Raw genomic sequence first — 16,240 nt, 5'->3', positions numbered from 1 at the left:
TCATGAGTTCCTTGAAGGAAGGGACGAGTGGGTAACCGCGTGTTCAAACAGCGCGCGGCGGCGCAGAAATGCGGCGGATGGCGGTGCGATCTGAATAACGCTGCGATCGCGGTTGATCTCCTGCCAGCGGTGGCAGGCAACCTGACGTCCACCGTCGAGCACCTGATTGATCGGCTCGACCTGGCGGCATTCGTCGGTGACGTACGGGCAGCGGGTGTGGAAACGGCAGCCGGACGGCGGGCTGGCCGGGTTGGGCAGATCCCCCTGCAGCAGCGGCGCGTCGCGTTCAGTGCCCGGCTGCATCTGCGGCGCCGAGGCGATCAGCGCCTGAGTATAGGGGTGCAGCGGCGCGTCAAAAATCTCGTCAACGGTGGCAAGCTCGACGATTTGCCCGAGATACATGACCGCCACGCGATCGCTCATGTGGCGGATCACCGCCAGACCGTGGGCGACAATCACCATCGTCAGCCCCAGCTGGTTCTTCAGGCTCTCCAGCAGGTTAACCACCTGCGCCTGGACGGAGACGTCCAGCGCGGAAACCGGCTCATCCCCCAGCAGCAGCTTCGGTCCCGAGGCCAGCGCGCGCGCAATGCCGATACGCTGGCGTTGTCCGCCGGAAAACTCGTGCGGATAGCGCCCGGCCCAGGCGGCAGGCAAGCCCACGGTTTTAAGCAGCTCGGCAACGCGGTACTGGCGGTCCGCTTTCTTCATGTTCTGGTGCAGCCACAGCGGCTCGCCGACGATCTGCTCCACCGTCATGCGTGGGTTCAGGGACGCGAAGGGATCCTGAAAGATGATCTGCAGCTCGCGGCGGAGCTGATTGAGGCGCGCGCCCGAGGCGTGGGTGATCTCTTCCCCCTGATAAAATACGCGCCCTTCGCTGGCGGCCAGCAGGCGCAGCAGCAGACGGCCAAGCGTGGATTTTCCGGAACCGGACTCGCCGACAATCGCCAGCGTTTCGCCCGGCATGACGGCAAGCGACACGCGATCGACCGCCGTGACAAACCGTGCCGGAGTAAAGAGCTTTTTGGGGCCTGGGAAAAGCTTGCTGAGGTCACGGGCTTCAAGTATGGGCGTGGTCATGCGGTCTCTCCCAGGGCAATGTGATGTTCGAGCGGCACGCGGAAGCAGGCGACCCGATGGCCCGCGCCGAGCGTGGTGAGCTGCGGTTTTTCATCATGGCAGCGCGACTGCGCAAACGGGCAGCGCGTCGCAAAACGGCAGCCTTGCGGCATGGATTCCGGGAGCGGGACCGCGCCGGGAATGGTGGAGAGCTGGCCCTTGCGTGCGCCAAGAGAGGGAATCGAGCCCATCAGGCCGATGGTGTAAGGGTGCTGCGGATCGGCAAATATCGCCTCCACGCTCCCCTGCTCCACTACCTGTCCGGCATACATCACCGCTACCTGCTGGGCGACTTCTGCCACCACGCCCAAATCGTGGGTGATCATCATCACCGCCGTGCCGGTTTCCTCTTTCAAGGTATTGAGCAAGGCGAGGATTTGCGCCTGGATGGTGACGTCGAGCGCAGTGGTCGGTTCGTCGGCAATCAGCAGTTTGGGGTGGTTAATCAGCGCCATTGCAATCATCACCCGCTGGCGCATGCCGCCGGAAAGCTGGTGAGGATAAGCCTTGAGGCGCATCTCTGCCGCCGGGATCTGCACTTTCTCGAGGATCTGCAGCGCGACCTTCATCGCCTCTGCGCGCGAGACGTTCTGGTGCCGCACAACCGCTTCGCTCAGCTGATCCCCCAGCGTAAATGCCGGATTGAGCGAGGTCATCGGCTCCTGAAAAACCATCGCCAGCTCGCTGCCGCGCAGGTCGGCATATTCCCGCGGCGAGAGCTTGCGCAGATCGTGGCGGCGAAACAGCATCTCCCCGCTGACGATCCGTGCGCTGGCGGGCAATAACCCCATCAGCGCCAGTGAGGTAATACTTTTCCCGCAGCCGGACTCACCCACCAGCGCCAGCGTTTCGCCCGCCCTGACGGTCAGCGAGATACCGTCAAGCACGCTAACCGGCGAGCCCGCGAACGTAACGTTGAGGTTTTGCACTCGCAATACGGGGGTGGCGTCCTTAAAAGGTATAGTCGTCATGGCGTGAAGTCGTCCTCAAGGTGGATCGCCTGAATCAGGGCGGTTTGCAGGCTGAGCAGGTGTTCGCGCATGGCTGCCGCGGCTTCATTAGGCTGGCGATGGATAATCGCAGACATGATCTTATGGTGGTGGTCGTTATAGCTGTCGACACGTTCGGGGGTGCGGGCCAATTCACGCAGATGCTGCCAGCCCGGCTCGCGCCGTACGGCATCAATGGCATCAAACAGGCCGAGCATCAGGCGGTTGCCCGCAGCCTCGGCAATAGCCCGGTGAAAGGCGCTATCCCAGAGTTCGTTAAGATCGCGGTCGTCCGGGCTGACCTTGTCGATGCGTTCCAGCATGCGCTGCATAAGCGCGAGGTTTTCCCTGGTGGCACGCAGTGCCGCAAGCCGGGCTAAGCCGGGTTCGAGCTGTAGACGAGCTTCCATCACTTCCAGAAGGTTGGTCTGCTGAACCAATCCCTGAAGGGCCAGCGGTTCAACGGGTGCCGCCGGGCCAATAAAGGTTCCTTTGCCCTGCTTACGCCAGATGCGCCCCTCTTCTTCCAGCACATCGAGCGCACGACGCACTTCACGTCGTCCTACGCCGAGAGTGTCCGACAGCTCACGTTCCGTGGGCAGCGGTATGCCTGGTGTTGACTCGTGCTGGTTGATAAGCCCGCGCAACTGCTCAAGCGCGGTGCTGGAATTGGCCAGAAACCGTGACGGTTTTTGCATATTGGTTCGCTCGCTTTCATCATGACTTTATTTTTATTAACGATAAGTTATTGATATGAAATGAAGCTTATCGTGCTAATGATTAAGCAATAACCAAACCAATACATAATTGGTTCGGTATTTTTTTGGCAAGCGGGAGATAACCAAATGATTCTGCGTGAATTATTTTTACAGAAAGACACATTCTGAATGAGGTCTGAAGAGAGGCGCGGTGGCAAAATGCACAACAACAGTGCAAATAACGCACTACACCTGTGCAATTGTTAATTAATTGCACCATAGACATTAACTTTTTGTTAACGACAAGAGAGAGGATGAGATTACAGAACGCTGAAACGACGAAGGCCTGAATCATTTCTGATTCAGGCCTTCTGAATAGTGGCGGAACGGACGGGACTCGAACCCGCGACCCCCTGCGTGACAGGCAGGTATTCTAACCGACTGAACTACCGCTCCACTGTTCCCGTTTGGGGAACGAGGCGCATATTACGGTGCGCCTCCGATCTCGTCAACGCTTTTTCTCGCGTTTTGAATCGTTTGCTGCAAAAATCGTCCAAACGATGATTTTACAGGCATTCCGGCGTTTTTTCAGGCACGCCAGAGACAGCTGCCGCCCTTCTTCTGCACCAGATCAAGACGGGATTCGTGGTTAAGCAGCTCTTCGTCACTGGCTAAAACAACCCGTAGCCGACTGGCCTGACGAACAACACGCTGAATGCCCGCTTCGCCCTGCGTCTGCTGAGACTCATTTTCCATACTGAACTTCATTGACGTCTGCCCGCCGGTCATCGTCAGATAGACATCGGCCAGGATCTGGGCATCGAGCAACGCCCCGTGGAGCGTTCGCTTGGTATTGTCTATCTCGTAGCGCGAGCAGAGTGCATCCAGGCTGTTACGCTTGCCGGGGAACATCTTCCTTGCCAGCGCCAGACTGTCCGTCACCTTACAGAAGGTGTTCGTCTTCGGGATATCACGATTAAGCTTGCTGAATTCATAGTCCATAAAGCCGATATCGAACGAGGCGTTATGGATGACAAGCTCGGCGCCCTTGATGTATTCCAGGAACTCGTCAGCCACATCCGCAAACGTCGGCTTATCCAGCAAGAACTCATCGGCAATCCCGTGAACGCCGAACGCTTCGGGGTCCACCAGCCGATCGGGCTTGAGGTAAACGTGGAAGTTGTTCCCCGTAAGACGACGGTTCACCACTTCAACGGCGCCGATCTCGATGATCTTATGCCCTTCGTAGTGCGCGCCGATCTGGTTCATACCGGTGGTTTCGGTATCGAGGACGATCTGGCGAGTAATTGCAGTGCTCATAGCGGTCATTTATGTCAGACTTATCGTTTAACTGAACGTTTCGAATACAGGAAGTCTACCAGAGATGCGTAAACAGGTAGAAATTTTCACCGATGGATCTTGTCTCGGTAACCCAGGGCCCGGCGGCTACGGCGCGATTATGCGCTATCGCCAGCACGAAAAAACCTTTAGTGAAGGCTATTTTCTGACCACCAACAACCGGATGGAGTTGATGGCGGCCATCGTGGCGCTGGAGGCATTAAAAGAACATTGTGACGTGGTGTTAAGTACCGACAGTCAGTACGTGCGTCAGGGGATCACCCAGTGGATCCATAACTGGAAAAAACGCGGCTGGAAAACCGCCGATAAGAAACCGGTCAAGAACGTCGATCTCTGGAAACGTCTTGATGCTGCGCTGGGTCAGCACCAGATTAAATGGGAGTGGGTTAAAGGGCACGCCGGCCATCCGGAAAACGAACGCTGTGACGAGCTGGCGCGTGCGGCGGCCGCTAACCCTGCGCATGAGGACGCGGGCTATCAGCCCGAATCCTGATCACGGCTTTTTGTATTGCCGCGTGGCGCCGACGGTCTGGCGGATGGGCGTTTTCGATTTGCTTTGCTTCATGGGGTTAAGCGTAAGGGGAATGGTTCGCTTACGCGCGACGATAAACTGCAAACAGCCCAGGGCGGGGAGATGGGTGCTCAGCACCACGCCACCCTGCCGCGCCCAGGGCAGCACCTGAAAACCACCGTAGCAGAGCACTTCAAAGTTCAGCAGTGACAGCCAGTCGAGCTGGCGCATCATGGTGAACATCCGGCTGTTGTAAGGTGGATTCCTGCGTAGCACCGGCACCAGCTTACGCAGACCCATCAGGCTTAACGGATTGAATCCGCTAAGTACCAGCCAGCCGTCATCAATAAGCACGCGATCGGCTTCACGAAGCAGACGATGCGGATCGCTGCACCAGGGCAGCGTGTGAGCGAGTAAACACGCATCAACGGATTTTTCCGCAAACGGCAGATGCAACGGATCTGCTTTTACCTGAACCGGCGATCCGCCGAGAGAGACGTTGACCTGATGCGAGATAGCGCAGCTTTCGGTATTGATTTCCGCGCTGAGATTGCCAATCTTAAGCAGGTGAAAGCCATACATTTTCGCGAGCCAGGGCTTCAGCTGTTGTTCTAACGCTTCGCGATAATATTCACCCCAGGGCAATTCCGCCCAACGTTCCGGTGCTGCGACAGTCTGAGGTATCCTTGCCGGTTTCATCAAAACACCCGCCACGCTATAAGAGGTAATGTATGAATCTTATCAGTATTCCAGCGTTTCAGGACAATTACATCTGGGTTTTGGTTGACGACGATCGTCGATGCGTCATTGTCGATCCCGGAGAATCGGCCCCTGTTCTGCGCGCAATAAAAGAGAACGACTGGCAGCCAGAAGCCATTCTGTTGACGCATCATCATAACGATCACACTGGCGGCGTGCCTGAACTGCGCGCTCATTTTCCGCATCTTGTGGTTTACGGACCGGCAGAAGCACAAGATAAGGGAATCACGCATGTAGTCGAAGAAGGCGAAAATATCCTCATCCGTGAGTGGGAGTTTTCCGTATTTGCTACACCGGGTCACACTTTGGGACATCTGTGTTTCTACAGTAAGCCTTATCTTTTTTGCGGCGATACCCTGTTCTCCGGAGGCTGCGGAAGATTGTTTGAAGGTACACCAGCGCAAATGCACCAGTCTTTACAGAAGATTAACGCATTGCCCGATGACACCGTTATTTGTTGCGCCCATGAGTATACATTAGGAAATATGAAGTTTGCCGTCAGCCTGTTGCCTGAGGATCGGGCGATTCAGGATTATTATCACAAAGTGAAGGAGTTACGTGCAAAAAACCAAAAAACACTCCCCGTAATTCTGAAAAACGAGCGCCAAATTAATTTATTTTTACGAACAGATGATATTGATTTAATTAATAAAATTAACCAAGAAACAAATTTGCAACAACCAGAACAGCGATTTGCATGGTTAAGGTCAAAGAAAGATAACTTCAGATAATTGCGGGTTGCCTTTTCAAAATTTCGCCGTTATCATCGCTCGTCTTTTAAGCAACTATTGACACACACATGAAGGCAAAAGCGATATTACTCGCCTCTGTCCTGCTTGTAGGTTGCCAGTCACAGAATGGCAGCAACGTACAACAGCACGCACAGAGCCTTTCTGCAGCTGGTCAAGGGGAAGCAGGGAAGTTTGCAAGTTCGGCGCGCTGGATGGACGATGGAACATCTTTCGCGCAGGATCAAGACTTGTGGACCTCTATTGGCGACGAGCTAAAGATGGGAATTCCGGAAAATACCCGGATTCGCGAACAGAAACAGAAGTATTTAAGAAATAAGAGCTATCTCCACGATGTAACGTTACGGGCAGAGCCGTATATGTACTGGATAGCCGGGCAAGTTAAGAAACGTAACATGCCTATGGAGCTGGTACTCCTACCCATAGTGGAGAGCGCTTTTGACCCACACGCGACGTCTGGCGCCAATGCCGCAGGCATTTGGCAGATCATTCCGAGCACAGGGCGAAACTATGGTCTGAAACAGACCCGCAACTATGATGCGCGTCGCGATGTTGTCGCTTCAACGACAGCCGCTCTCGACATGATGCAACGTCTGAACAAGATGTTTGACGGCGACTGGCTGTTAACGGTCGCAGCGTATAATAGTGGCGAAGGTCGTGTACTGAAGGCAATGAAAGCGAATAAAGCACGGGGTAAATCCACCGATTTTTGGTCGCTCTCACTGCCACAGGAAACAAAGATTTACGTACCGAAAATGCTGGCTTTGAGCGATATTCTCAAGAACAGCAAGCGTTACGGTGTACAACTGCCAACACCAGACGAAAGTCGTGCACTGGCGCGTGTTCGCCTCAGCAATCCAGTTGATATTCAACAGGTTGCTGATATGACGGGTATGTCGGTAAGTAAATTGAAAACCTTTAATGCTGGCGTTAAAGGCTCAACCTTGGGGGCAAGTGGCCCGCAGTATGTAATGGTTCCGCAGAAACATGCTGACCAGTTACGTGAGTCTTTAGCTTCTGGTGAAATCGCCGCCGTTCAGTCAACGCTGATCGCGGATGCATCATCAGTCAACAGCCGCAGCTATAAGGTTCGTTCAGGTGATACGCTTTCGGGCATTGCGTCACGTCTTGGCGTGAATGCGAAAGATCTGCAGCAGTGGAATAATCTGCGCAGCTCCGGCCTGAAAGTGGGTCAGACTCTGACGGTAGGTGCAGGTAGCAGCGCACAGCGTCTCGCCAGCAGCAGCGATAGCATTACCTATCGCGTGCGCAAGGGCGATTCACTATCCAGTATCGCAAAACGACACGGCGTAAACATCAAGGATGTGATGCGCTGGAACAATGATACTGACAATCTGAAACCTGGCGACCAGCTGACGCTGTTTGTGAAGAACAGCGCTACGCCAGACTCCTGATAGCACGATCGAAAGATAAAAAGGCACCGATTCCCCTCGGTGCCTTTTTTGTTTATCCCGCTTTTTGCGCTTCAGCCATGATGGTATCGCTGGTGAATGAACCATCGTTTTGCAGTTCAAAGTACGCCTTTACCTCCGCGGATGCACTCTCCTGATACAGCCTGATCGCCTGACTTAATGCTTCCGGGGTGCGCATACGCGCTATCCACGAGCTAAACTCCAGCGGCAAACGGTCTGTGATTAACGAGCGTGTAATCAGTCCCGCTTCCGTGATAAGCGATAACCACTCTCCGCTGGCGTAGTTTTGCACATGCGAGGTGTCGCGCAGCGCTTCCACCGTTTGCAGCCAGATATTGCGCACCGGATGCCCAGGTGACATCACATCCATAATGATGAATGTGCCGCCCGGCTTCAGAACGCGTTTGACCTCTCGTAATGCCTGGCCGACATCATGCCAGTGGTGCGCGGAATAACGGCTGATAACCACCTCAAACGACGCATCATCAAACGGTAAGGATTCGGCATAGCCCTGGCGCGTATTGATGTTGTTCAGCCCCTTCGCTTTCGCCGCCTCGGCAACGACGTCCAGCATCTGGCTGGATAAGTCATATGCGGTAACCTGCGCCACCTGCTGCGCAGCCGTAAAGCTGGCATGCCCAGCCCCGCAGCCTAAATCCAGAACGTGCGCCTGCGGGAACGCAGACAGACGTTCACCGAGACGCACCAGATCGCGACCGGAAGCGTGCACGGCGCTGCTCAGATAGGCACTTGCCTGAGAACCAAACTGTCTTTCTACGTTGTCATGATGGGAGTGTGTTGTTGTCATCGTACTGTCCTTTGTGAGTGAAAAATAAAGGGCAGCACCCGCGCAGGCCTGCCCCACGGCAGACCTGACACACCATTATTTATCAGGTTTGCCGGGACTGAATTCGACTAGTAGAGGGTTATGATCCGAGGCGCGCGTCACCAGAACAGAGGCATCGTGCACGCTCAAACCACGATAGAAGACGAAATCGAGAGGACGACCAAAGGCTTTTTTGCGCTGGTCGTCGCTAAAACGAACTTCACGCAGCGACATTTCGCGCGCGAAGCGATAGAGCGCATTCATGCGCGGACGGCTCCAGGCATTGAAATCACCGGCCATAATGATGGGCCCGCTGTGATGCGCTATCTGATCGCCAATGGGAAGTAACTGCTTACTGTAGACATCCACGCCCAGGCTGAAATTTACCGCATGGATATTCACAACCATCAGCATTCGGGTATCCGGCAGCGGATAGACCGTCACCAGCGCCGATTTCGCCAGACGCAGGATAGGTTCGCGTTCGCGCAGCGGACAGCAATAGACGGGATGTGCTGCAGAAAGCGTCATCACGCCTGAGGGATGTTGCGGCAGGACAAATGCAGGCACCTGGTCGGCGGCAAGATAGTTCGTGGTGGCAAACCGTACCAGCTCCGGGGTGGTTTGCGCCTCCTGGAGCAGAACCAGATGGGCATCTTTTCCAAAATTCTTGAGCACCGATAACCATTCGGCACGCTGCTGCTTAAAGATATTCCATACCAGTACGCGGATTTTCTCATCGCTACTTAACGGCGTGCCGGCGGGTAATGCCTGGCTTATGCTCGCAAATGACCCCGGAGGCAAGATCCTCTCCGCGGGCATTCCGGCAACATAACGCATGGCATAGGTATTTTTTCGCACTTTTGGAAACAGCCTCTGTAACATGAACCAGCCCGGAAAACGGACTGGTTCTAATGTTATAGGGACTTTAGGTCACACTTTCAACGCAATTTCTGAGAAACCGCTTTCCAGTTTTGTAAGCAAGCGCTTACTTATATTAACCCAGCGCGACGCGAGCAGGTTTATCAAGGCGCCCGCTCAGGCCAATCAGCAGGAAGGCCACCAGGACAATCACCGCTCCAATCCACGGGGTCTGGGTTAATCCGAAGTGTTCGACGGTTTGCCCACCAACGATGGAGCCCAGCGCGATACCAATATTAAAAGCGGCAATATTCAGGCCGGAAGCCACATCCACTGCATTAGGCGTATAAAGCTCGGCTTTCTGGACAACGTAAACCTGAAGCCCGGGCACATTGCCAAAGGCGAAGATCCCCATGACCAGTACCGTGACCAGCGCGGCGTAGTGTATCGAAGCGGTGAACTGGAAAATCATCAGCAGAACAACCAGCGCGGCGAAGATAAATTTCAGTGCTGGTACCGCGCCATGCTTATCTGCAAGCTTGCCGCCCCAGATATTACCAATGGCAACGGAAATACCGTATCCCAGCAAAATCCAGCTTACGGCATTGGGGGAGAAGCCAGCCAGATCCTGCATCATCGGCGCCAGGAAGGTGAAAGCGGTAAATACGCCGCCATAACCCAATGCAGTTACCGCGTAGATGATCAGCAAACGCGGATGCGTAAGCACCTTCAGCTGATCGCGCAGGCTGGCGCTCGCCCGGCCTGGAATATTCGACGGCACCAGCAGCAGGCTGGTCACCAGGGCGATGACCCCCAGTAAGGAGACGGCCAGGAACGTTTCGCGCCAGCCGAAGTGTTGTCCGATGAACGTTCCCAGCGGTACGCCCGTAACGAGTGCAACGGTAAGTCCACCAAACATGATCGCAATGGCGGAGGCCGCTTTATCTTTGGGTACCAGGCTGGTTGCAATAGTGGAACCAATCGAGAAGAACACCCCGTGCGCAAGGCCGGTCAACAGACGGGCAATCACCAGCGTGGTGTAGTCCGGTGCCTGCCAGGCCAGAATGTTGCCGGCGGTGAACAGCACCATCAGCGCGACTAACAGCTGCTTACGCGGAAAACGCCCGGTCAGTGCCGTCAGCACTGGCGCCCCGACGGCGACGCCCAGGGCGTAGATAGACACCAACAGCCCGGCAGAGGGTAACGAGATCGCAAGCTGATTAGCAATAGTGGGAACCAGTCCCACAATAACAAATTCGGTCGTGCCAATTGCAAAGGCACTGATCGTCAGGGCAAGTAGCGCCAGTGGCATAAAATACTCCGTATCATCAGGATTAAGATGACAGGCAGTATGCGCCAGTGCTTAAATAACAAAAATGGTCAAAATCTCAATAGAATTTTGCAGGTGGTGCAACAATGAAAGCAACATCGGAAGAGCTGACAATCTTTGTCGCCGTCGTTGAAAGCGGCAGCTTTAGCCGCGCGGCCGAACAGCTGGGACAGGCTAACTCAGCCATCAGCCGTTCGGTAAAAAAACTGGAGATGAAGCTTGGAGTGAGTCTGCTCAACCGAACGACGCGACAGCTGAGCCTGACGGAAGAAGGAGAGCGTTATTTTCGCCGCGTGCAGTCGGTACTGCAGGAGATGGCCGCAGCGGAGACCGAGATAATGGAGACCCGCAGCACGCCGCGCGGATTACTGCGCATTGATGCAGCCACGCCGGTTGTGCTTCACTTTCTGATGCCGCTGATTAAACCTTTCCGCGAACGCTATCCGGAGATGACGCTTTCTCTCGTCTCCTCAGAGACGTTTATTAACCTCATCGAGCGTAAAGTGGATGTGGCTATTCGGGCGGGAACGCTGACCGATTCAAGCTTGCGTGCCCGCCCTCTGTTTGCCAGCTACCGTAAAATTATCGCGTCGCCACAGTATATTGCTGAACATGGTAAACCGGAGACGGTTGAAGAACTGAAGCAGCATCTGTGCCTGGGCTTTACGGAGCCGGTATCGCTGAACACCTGGCCTGTCGCCTGTCATGATGGTCAACTTCATGAAATTACGAGCGGATTGTCATCTAACAGCGGGGAAACGCTGAAGCAGCTGTGCCTTGAAGGAAATGGTATCGCCTGCTTGTCAGACTATATGATTGATAAGGAGATTGCCCGGGGTGAGCTGGTGGAATTGATGGCCGATAAACGCCTGCCGGTCGAAATGCCTTTTAGCGCGGTGTATTACAGTGACAGAGCGGTGAGTACGCGCATTCGTGCCTTTATTGATTTTCTGAGTGAACATATAAAAACAGCTCCCGGAGGAGCTGTGTGAGGGTTCAGGTTACAGAGGGCGGGTCAAACTTAATCCCAGTCAGGAGCTAAACCTTCCGGGCTGACCAGACGATCGTTGCACTCCAGCGCGGCAATCGCTTTTTTATCGTCAGCATCCAGATGAAGATCCGTTGCTAACAGGTTGCTGGCCAGGTTTTCACGCTTAGTTGATGATGGGATCACGGCATAACCTTCACCCATTGCCCATGCCAGAATGACCTGCGCGGCAGTCGCGTTATGTTTCTCAGCGATACGCGTAATCACTTCATCTTTCAGCGCCTTACCGTAGGCCAGCGTCATGTATGAGGTGATGTGGATCCCGTGCTGTTTTGCCCAGTCCACGACTTTACGATTTTGCAGGTACGGAGACAGCTCAATCTGGTTGGTCGCAATATTTTCTGCGCCAACAGCAGCAATAGCTTTTTCCATCAGCGGGATCGTGAAGTTGGAGATCCCAATTTCGCGGGTTAATCCCTGCTTTTTCGCTTCCAGCAATGCCTGCATGAATTCTTCCACGGAGACGGCATCATTCGGTGATGGCCAGTGGATCAGCGTCAAATCTACATAGTCAGTACGCAGTTTTTTCAGGCTTTCTTTCAGGCTTGGGATCAGCTTGTCTTTGCTGAGATTCTCAATCCAGATTTTCGTGGTGATGAACAGCTCATTACGCGGTACACCACTCTCTTCGAGAGCTTGTCCTACGGCAGCTTCGTTTTCATAGATCTGCGCCGTATCAACCGCGCGATAGCCCAGTTCGAGTGCGGTTTTAACTGATGCAATAACAACGTCGTCTTTCAGGCGGAAAGTGCCCAGACCAAATGCGGGGAGAGTCATACTATTCCTCAATCGTTATGTTCGTAAACTGAGGACGATTATCGCTGGCGTTGTTATAGAGAAAAAGATCGCAAAACGCAGAGGATTTTTGCTGATTTCGCAATAATTAAGCGTCAGATAAGAAAAAAGCCCTGAGCTAACGCTCAGGGCTTTTAATAAGTGGCGGAACGGACGGGACTCGAACCCGCGACCCCCTGCGTGACAGGCAGGTATTCTAACCGACTGAACTACCGCTCCACCGAAGACTGCTTGTAACCACCGGATTAATGCACCGGCTTACTACTTAATTTGATGCCTGGCAGTTCCCTACTCTCACATGGGGAGACCCCACACTACCATCGGCGCTACGGCGTTTCACTTCTGAGTTCGGCATGGGGTCAGGTGGGACCACCGCGCTAAAGCCGCCAGGCAAATTCTGTTAAATCTGTATCAGGCTGAATTTGATTGTTCTGTCTCTTCGCCAAAACACCTTCGGCGTTGTAAGGTTAAGCCTCACGGTTCATTAGTATCGGTTAGCTCAACGCATCGCTGCGCTTACACACCCGACCTATCAACGTCATAGTCTTTAACGTTCCTTCAGGAGACTTAAAGTCTCAGGGAGAACTCATCTCGGGGCAAGTTTCGTGCTTAGATGCTTTCAGCACTTATCTTTTCCGCATTTAGCTACCGGGCAGTGCCATTGGCATGACAACCCGAACACCAGTGATGCGTCCACTCCGGTCCTCTCGTACTAGGAGCAGCCCCCCTCAATTCTCCAGCGCCCACGGCAGATAGGGACCGAACTGTCTCACGACGTTCTAAACCCAGCTCGCGTACCACTTTAAATGGCGAACAGCCATACCCTTGGGACCTACTTCAGCCCCAGGATGTGATGAGCCGACATCGAGGTGCCAAACACCGCCGTCGATATGAACTCTTGGGCGGTATCAGCCTGTTATCCCCGGAGTACCTTTTATCCGTTGAGCGATGGCCCTTCCATTCAGAACCACCGGATCACTATGACCTGCTTTCGCACCTGCTCGAGCCGTCACTCTCGCAGTCAAGCTAGCTTATGCCATTGCACTAACCTCCTGATGTCCGACCAGGATTAGCTAACCTTCGTGCTCCTCCGTTACTCTTTGGGAGGAGACCGCCCCAGTCAAACTACCCACCAGACACTGTCCGCAACCCGGATCACGGGTCTACGTTAGAACACCAGCCATTAAAGGGTGGTATTTCAAGGACGGCTCCACGCAGACTGGCGTCCACGCTTCAAAGCCTCCCACCTATCCTACACATCAAGGACCAGTGTTCAGTGTCAAGCTATAGTAAAGGTTCACGGGGTCTTTCCGTCTTGCCGCGGGTACACTGCATCTTCACAGCGAGTTCAATTTCACTGAGTCTCGGGTGGAGACAGCCTGGCCATCATTACGCCATTCGTGCAGGTCGGAACTTACCCGACAAGGAATTTCGCTACCTTAGGACCGTTATAGTTACGGCCGCCGTTTACCGGGGCTTCGATCAAGAGCTTCGCGTTGCCGCTAACCCCATCAATTAACCTTCCGGCACCGGGCAGGCGTCACACCGTATACGTCCACTTTCGTGTTTGCACAGTGCTGTGTTTTTAATAAACAGTTGCAGCCAGCTGGTATCTTCGACTGATTTCAGCTCCACCCGCAGGGGCTTCACCTACATATCAGCGTGCCTTCTCCCGAAGTTACGGCACCATTTTGCCTAGTTCCTTCACCCGAGTTCTCTCAAGCGCCTTGGTATTCTCTACCTGACCACCTGTGTCGGTTTGGGGTACGATTTCGTGTTACCTGATGCTTAGAGGCTTTTCCTGGAAGCAGGGCATTTGTTACTTCAGCACCGTAGTGCCTCGTCATCACACCTCAGCGTTAATAAACGACCGGATTTACCTGGTCGTTCCGCCTACATGCTTAAACCGGGACAACCGTCGCCCGGCTAACATAGCCTTCTCCGTCCCCCCTTCGCAGTAACACCAAGTACAGGAATATTAACCTGTTTCCCATCGACTACGCCTTTCGGCCTCGCCTTAGGGGTCGACTCACCCTGCCCCGATTAACGTTGGACAGGAACCCTTGGTCTTCCGGCGAGCGGGCTTTTCACCCGCTTTATCGTTACTTATGTCAGCATTCGCACTTCTGATACCTCCAGCATGCCTCACAGCACACCTTCAACGGCTTACAGAACGCTCCCCTACCCAACAACGCATAAGCGTCGCTGCCGCAGCTTCGGTGCATGGTTTAGCCCCGTTACATCTTCCGCGCAGGCCGACTCGACCAGTGAGCTATTACGCTTTCTTTAAATGATGGCTGCTTCTAAGCCAACATCCTGGCTGTCTGTGCCTTCCCACATCGTTTCCCACTTAACCATGACTTTGGGACCTTAGCTGGCGGTCTGGGTTGTTTCCCTCTTCACGACGGACGTTAGCACCCGCCGTGTGTCTCCCGTGATAACATTCTTCGGTATTCGTAGTTTGCATCGGGTTGGTAAGCCGGGATGGCCCCCTAGCCGAAACAGTGCTCTACCCCCGAAGATGAATTCACGAGGCGCTACCTAAATAGCTTTCGGGGAGAACCAGCTATCTCCCGGTTTGATTGGCCTTTCACCCCCAGCCACAAGTCATCCGCTAATTTTTCAACATTAGTCGGTTCGGTCCTCCAGTTAGTGTTACCCAACCTTCAACCTGCCCATGGCTAGATCACCGGGTTTCGGGTCTATACCCTGCAACTTAACGCCCAGTTAAGACTCGGTTTCCCTTCGGCTCCCCTATACGGTTAACCTTGCTACAGAATATAAGTCGCTGACCCATTATACAAAAGGTACGCAGTCACACCACGAAGGTGCTCCCACTGCTTGTACGTACACGGTTTCAGGTTCTTTTTCACTCCCCTCGCCGGGGTTCTTTTCGCCTTTCCCTCACGGTACTGGTTCACTATCGGTCAGTCAGGAGTATTTAGCCTTGGAGGATGGTCCCCCCATATTCAGACAGGATACCACGTGTCCCGCCCTACTCTTCGAGTTCACAGCCTGTGTGCTTTCGTGTACGGGACTGTCACCCTGTACCGTGCGACTTTCCAGACGCTTCCACTAACACACAAGCTGATTCAGACTCTGGGCTGCTCCCCGTTCGCTCGCCGCTACTGGGGGAATCTCGGTTGATTTCTTTTCCTCGGGGTACTTAGATGTTTCAGTTCCCCCGGTTCGCCTCGTTAACCTATGTATTCAGTTAACGATAGTGCAACGAATTGCACTGGGTTTCCCCATTCGGACATCGCCGGGTCAAAGGTTCATATCACCTCGCCGGCGCTTTTCGCAGATTAGCACGTCCTTCATCGCCTCTGACTGCCAGGGCATCCACCGTGTACGCTTAGTCGCTTAACCTCACAACCCGAAGATGTTTCACTTCAAGATTGCGAAAATTTGAGAGACTCGAACACACCATTAAAGATGTGTCGTTTCAATTTTCAGCTTGATCCAGATTTTTAAAGAGCAAAACTTCGCAGTGCACCTTTTCAGGTTCACTCTGAAGTTTTCTTGTGTTTGCAGTAAAAGATGGTGGAGCTATGCGGGATCGAACCGCAGACCTCCTGCGTGCAAAGCAGGCGCTCTCCCAGCTGAGCTATAGCCCCATCGTTTTGCAATCTCTGTACCGCTCATCCTTTAAAAGGAGTTTGGTAGGCCTGAGTGGACTTGAACCACCGACCTCACCCTTATCAGGGGTGCGCTCTAACCACCTGAGCTACAAGCCTGCAGAGATTTTTACTGCTGTTTTTCA

General features: G+C 53.9%; 13 protein-coding genes, 4 tRNA genes and 2 rRNA genes. 4 read left to right on the top strand and 15 right to left on the bottom strand.

Annotation, left to right across the window (positions count from 1 at the left end; translation table 11 throughout):
• From PUP35_RS04105 to dnaQ, 5 genes are all read right to left on the bottom strand, one after another.
• Entirely contained in the window at nt 1-1,083 is a 1,083-nt protein-coding gene (locus PUP35_RS04105; RefSeq protein ID WP_249575826.1) for an ABC transporter ATP-binding protein, read from the bottom strand.
• Nucleotides 1,080-2,093, bottom strand: coding sequence for an ABC transporter ATP-binding protein (locus PUP35_RS04100; protein ID WP_274242153.1), 1,014 nt, complete (start codon nt 2,091-2,093; stop codon nt 1,080-1,082). The genes PUP35_RS04105 and PUP35_RS04100 overlap by 4 nt, the downstream gene beginning before the upstream one ends.
• Nucleotides 2,090-2,809: a FadR/GntR family transcriptional regulator gene (locus tag PUP35_RS04095; protein WP_274242151.1), complete on the bottom strand. Its 720-nt coding sequence runs from the start codon at nt 2,807-2,809 to the stop codon at nt 2,090-2,092. Before PUP35_RS04095 ends, PUP35_RS04100 begins: the two co-directional genes overlap by 4 nt.
• 379 nt (nt 2,810-3,188) lie before the next feature.
• Nucleotides 3,189-3,265, bottom strand: a tRNA-Asp gene (locus PUP35_RS04090).
• Nucleotides 3,266-3,397: 132 nt separating this feature from the next.
• Nucleotides 3,398-4,129 carry a DNA polymerase III subunit epsilon gene (dnaQ, locus tag PUP35_RS04085; RefSeq protein WP_048029949.1) on the bottom strand — a complete coding sequence of 244 codons (732 nt, stop codon included), beginning with the start codon at nt 4,127-4,129 and terminating at the stop codon, nt 3,398-3,400.
• A gap of 64 nt (nt 4,130-4,193) precedes the next feature.
• On the opposite strand from dnaQ, the gene rnhA reads away from it, so the two are divergent.
• Nucleotides 4,194-4,661 (top strand): ribonuclease HI, encoded by a 468-nt coding sequence (gene rnhA, locus PUP35_RS04080; RefSeq protein WP_008500276.1) that lies wholly within the window; start codon nt 4,194-4,196, stop codon nt 4,659-4,661.
• On the opposite strand, the gene PUP35_RS04075 is transcribed toward rnhA, so the two are convergent.
• A complete protein-coding gene (locus PUP35_RS04075) occupies nt 4,662-5,378 on the bottom strand; it encodes a class I SAM-dependent methyltransferase (RefSeq protein WP_115874289.1) in 717 nt (238 codons plus the stop codon). It lies immediately after the preceding gene.
• A 32-nt stretch (nt 5,379-5,410) separates the two neighbouring features.
• Here PUP35_RS04075 and gloB point away from each other — a divergent pair, with 32 nt between their 5' ends.
• Both gloB and mltD read left to right on the top strand, forming a co-directional pair.
• Complete coding sequence (gloB, locus tag PUP35_RS04070; protein WP_274242144.1) at nt 5,411-6,169, top strand: hydroxyacylglutathione hydrolase; 759 nt, start codon at nt 5,411-5,413, stop codon at nt 6,167-6,169.
• 68 nt (nt 6,170-6,237) lie between these two features.
• On the top strand, nt 6,238-7,602 hold the full coding sequence (mltD, locus tag PUP35_RS04065) for a murein transglycosylase D (RefSeq protein WP_274242141.1): 1,365 nt from the start codon (nt 6,238-6,240) through the stop codon (nt 7,600-7,602).
• Between the two features lie 52 nt (nt 7,603-7,654).
• Here the strand turns inward: mltD and PUP35_RS04060 are convergent, their stop codons facing one another.
• The 3 genes from PUP35_RS04060 to PUP35_RS04050 all read right to left on the bottom strand — a co-directional run bounded on the left by PUP35_RS04060 (nt 7,655) and on the right by PUP35_RS04050 (nt 10,616).
• Nucleotides 7,655-8,428, bottom strand: coding sequence for a class I SAM-dependent methyltransferase (locus PUP35_RS04060; protein ID WP_274242139.1), 774 nt, complete (start codon nt 8,426-8,428; stop codon nt 7,655-7,657).
• Nucleotides 8,429-8,503: 75 nt separating this feature from the next.
• On the bottom strand, nt 8,504-9,304 hold the full coding sequence (locus tag PUP35_RS04055) for an endonuclease/exonuclease/phosphatase family protein (protein ID WP_024909448.1): 801 nt from the start codon (nt 9,302-9,304) through the stop codon (nt 8,504-8,506).
• Nucleotides 9,305-9,440: 136 nt separating this feature from the next.
• Nucleotides 9,441-10,616: an MFS transporter gene (locus PUP35_RS04050; RefSeq protein ID WP_274242137.1), complete on the bottom strand. Its 1,176-nt coding sequence runs from the start codon at nt 10,614-10,616 to the stop codon at nt 9,441-9,443.
• 104 nt (nt 10,617-10,720) lie between these two features.
• On the opposite strand from PUP35_RS04050, the gene yafC reads away from it, so the two are divergent.
• Nucleotides 10,721-11,626 (top strand): DNA-binding transcriptional regulator YafC, encoded by a 906-nt coding sequence (yafC, locus tag PUP35_RS04045; protein ID WP_045909864.1) that lies wholly within the window; start codon nt 10,721-10,723, stop codon nt 11,624-11,626.
• A 29-nt stretch (nt 11,627-11,655) separates the two neighbouring features.
• Here the strand turns inward: yafC and dkgB are convergent, their stop codons facing one another.
• The 6 genes from dkgB to PUP35_RS04015 form a co-directional block, all read right to left on the bottom strand.
• The gene (gene dkgB / locus PUP35_RS04040) at nt 11,656-12,459 is read right to left on the bottom strand and encodes a 2,5-didehydrogluconate reductase DkgB (RefSeq protein ID WP_271366801.1); all 804 of its coding nucleotides are present in this window, start codon (nt 12,457-12,459) and stop codon (nt 11,656-11,658) included.
• A 160-nt stretch (nt 12,460-12,619) separates the two neighbouring features.
• Nucleotides 12,620-12,696: transfer RNA gene (locus PUP35_RS04035), tRNA-Asp, on the bottom strand.
• A 56-nt stretch (nt 12,697-12,752) separates the two neighbouring features.
• A 5S ribosomal RNA gene (gene rrf / locus PUP35_RS04030) occupies nt 12,753-12,868 on the bottom strand.
• 72 nt (nt 12,869-12,940) lie between these two features.
• Nucleotides 12,941-15,846, bottom strand: a 23S ribosomal RNA gene (locus PUP35_RS04025).
• A gap of 172 nt (nt 15,847-16,018) precedes the next feature.
• Nucleotides 16,019-16,094, bottom strand: a tRNA-Ala gene (locus tag PUP35_RS04020).
• Between the two features lie 43 nt (nt 16,095-16,137).
• Nucleotides 16,138-16,214: transfer RNA gene (locus tag PUP35_RS04015), tRNA-Ile, on the bottom strand.
• Nucleotides 16,215-16,240 lie beyond the last annotated feature (26 nt).

It is taken from the genome of Enterobacter sp. S-33, assembly GCF_028735835.1.
In the GTDB taxonomy this organism is placed as follows: Bacteria; Pseudomonadota; Gammaproteobacteria; order Enterobacterales; family Enterobacteriaceae; genus Enterobacter; species Enterobacter vonholyi.
Note: the sequence above shows the minus strand (reverse complement) of the source record. Positions and strands in the feature narration are given on the sequence as shown.

Bases quoted from the DNA above. Each gene is read 5' to 3' on its own strand.
- PUP35_RS04105 (WP_249575826.1), bottom strand. From the start codon at position 1,083: ATGACCACGCCCATACTTGAAGCCCGTGACCTCAGCAAGCTTTTCCCA.
- PUP35_RS04100 (WP_274242153.1), bottom strand. From the start codon at position 2,093: ATGACGACTATACCTTTTAAGGACGCCACCCCCGTATTGCGAGTGCAA.
- PUP35_RS04095 (WP_274242151.1), bottom strand. From the start codon at position 2,809: ATGCAAAAACCGTCACGGTTTCTGGCCAATTCCAGCACCGCGCTTGAG.
- dnaQ (WP_048029949.1), bottom strand. From the start codon at position 4,129: ATGAGCACTGCAATTACTCGCCAGATCGTCCTCGATACCGAAACCACC.
- rnhA (WP_008500276.1), top strand. From the start codon at position 4,194: ATGCGTAAACAGGTAGAAATTTTCACCGATGGATCTTGTCTCGGTAAC.
- PUP35_RS04075 (WP_115874289.1), bottom strand. From the start codon at position 5,378: ATGAAACCGGCAAGGATACCTCAGACTGTCGCAGCACCGGAACGTTGG.
- gloB (WP_274242144.1), top strand. From the start codon at position 5,411: ATGAATCTTATCAGTATTCCAGCGTTTCAGGACAATTACATCTGGGTT.
- mltD (WP_274242141.1), top strand. From the start codon at position 6,238: ATGAAGGCAAAAGCGATATTACTCGCCTCTGTCCTGCTTGTAGGTTGC.
- PUP35_RS04060 (WP_274242139.1), bottom strand. From the start codon at position 8,428: ATGACAACAACACACTCCCATCATGACAACGTAGAAAGACAGTTTGGT.
- PUP35_RS04050 (WP_274242137.1), bottom strand. From the start codon at position 10,616: ATGCCACTGGCGCTACTTGCCCTGACGATCAGTGCCTTTGCAATTGGC.
- yafC (WP_045909864.1), top strand. From the start codon at position 10,721: ATGAAAGCAACATCGGAAGAGCTGACAATCTTTGTCGCCGTCGTTGAA.
- dkgB (WP_271366801.1), bottom strand. From the start codon at position 12,459: ATGACTCTCCCCGCATTTGGTCTGGGCACTTTCCGCCTGAAAGACGAC.